The organism is Acinetobacter sp. TUM15064, from assembly GCF_008980265.1.
In the GTDB taxonomy this organism is placed as follows: Bacteria; Pseudomonadota; Gammaproteobacteria; order Pseudomonadales; family Moraxellaceae; genus Acinetobacter.
This window is the reverse complement of sequence record NZ_BKFU01000159.1, coordinates 1-962: the sequence shown is the minus strand read 5'-3', so window position 1 is coordinate 962 and position 962 is coordinate 1. Positions and strand designations below refer to the sequence as shown.

Annotated in this window: 2 protein-coding genes; both read left to right on the top strand. The window is 26.9% G+C overall.

Going from position 1 to position 962, the window contains the following annotated elements:
* Positions 1–390: 390 nt before the first annotated feature.
* Positions 391–606 (top strand): cold-shock protein, encoded by a 216-nt coding sequence (locus GBI16_RS18185; protein ID WP_004693381.1) that lies wholly within the window; start codon positions 391–393, stop codon positions 604–606.
* Positions 607–712: 106 nt separating this feature from the next.
* On the top strand, positions 713–940 hold the full coding sequence (locus tag GBI16_RS18180; RefSeq protein ID WP_151707614.1) for a hypothetical protein: 228 nt from the start codon (positions 713–715) through the stop codon (positions 938–940).
* Positions 941–962: the final 22 nt, after the last annotated feature.

Genomic DNA, 962 nt, shown 5'->3' with positions numbered 1-962 from the left:
ATATGGGAAAAAATCATCATTCCCGAAACTAAAAAAACTAGAATTGTTATTACAGCGTTATAAAATGGCATTCATTACTTATCAATATTACTGGGCTTCAGAGTAACAACATCTCACTGTATTTACAATAAAGGTTTAATTTTATTGTAAAAATTAAAAATTTATAAGATAAATAAATAAATATATAAGAAAACTTGATTAAATTAATTTTTAGTGTATAGTTAACTTAACTAGAAAAAAGTCTTGTTTCGGTAAATCTTCTTTAAGTATCGCAGTTTTAGTCATAATCCTTCGTTTTTTCAGATTTTAAGTCTCAAAATTTATTATTTTCAAAGTTATAAACAGTCAATCAAATGACTCACAATTATTAAAAAATCAGTAGGATTTATTATGTCAAACTCGAATGTTGTTAAAGGTACTGTAAAATGGTTCAACGAAACTAAAGGTTTCGGTTTTATCCAGCAAGAATCAGGTCCAGATGTTTTTGCCCATTTTAGCGAAATTGCTAATTCAGGTTTCAAAACACTGTTTGAAGGCCAAATGGTTGAGTTTAGTGTAGCTCAAGGTCAAAAAGGACCAAATGCTGTAAATATTGTTGCTATCTAAGCAATAATTGACAGTAATAAAAAGCACTAAACAGTGCTTTTTATAAATTGAAAGTTAGTTTTAAAGTTTTTTCAAATCGAGAAAACCTCCAGAAATAGGATACAAATTGTTAAAAATAAACGATTTAATTGCAAAATCAAAAAATGGTACAGAAATTATAGTGTCGCTCATCCCTTTAAATAAAATACAAAATACTCGTAATGGGTTAAAAACTATAGAAGTGGGTAAGCGAATACTTCTTCGATCAGGTAAAGAAGTTGATTTGAACCTAGATGGAAGAACTTTTTATACGTCTTTAAATCAGATGTTTAAGTTAAATTATAAAGTAATTTAATCAAGTTATATAATTTCTAAAT

What these genes read in the sequence shown, in the direction of transcription:
- GBI16_RS18185 (WP_004693381.1), top strand. Translation starts at nt 391, where the DNA reads ATGTCAAACTCGAATGTTGTTAAAGGTACTGTAAAATGGTTCAACGAA.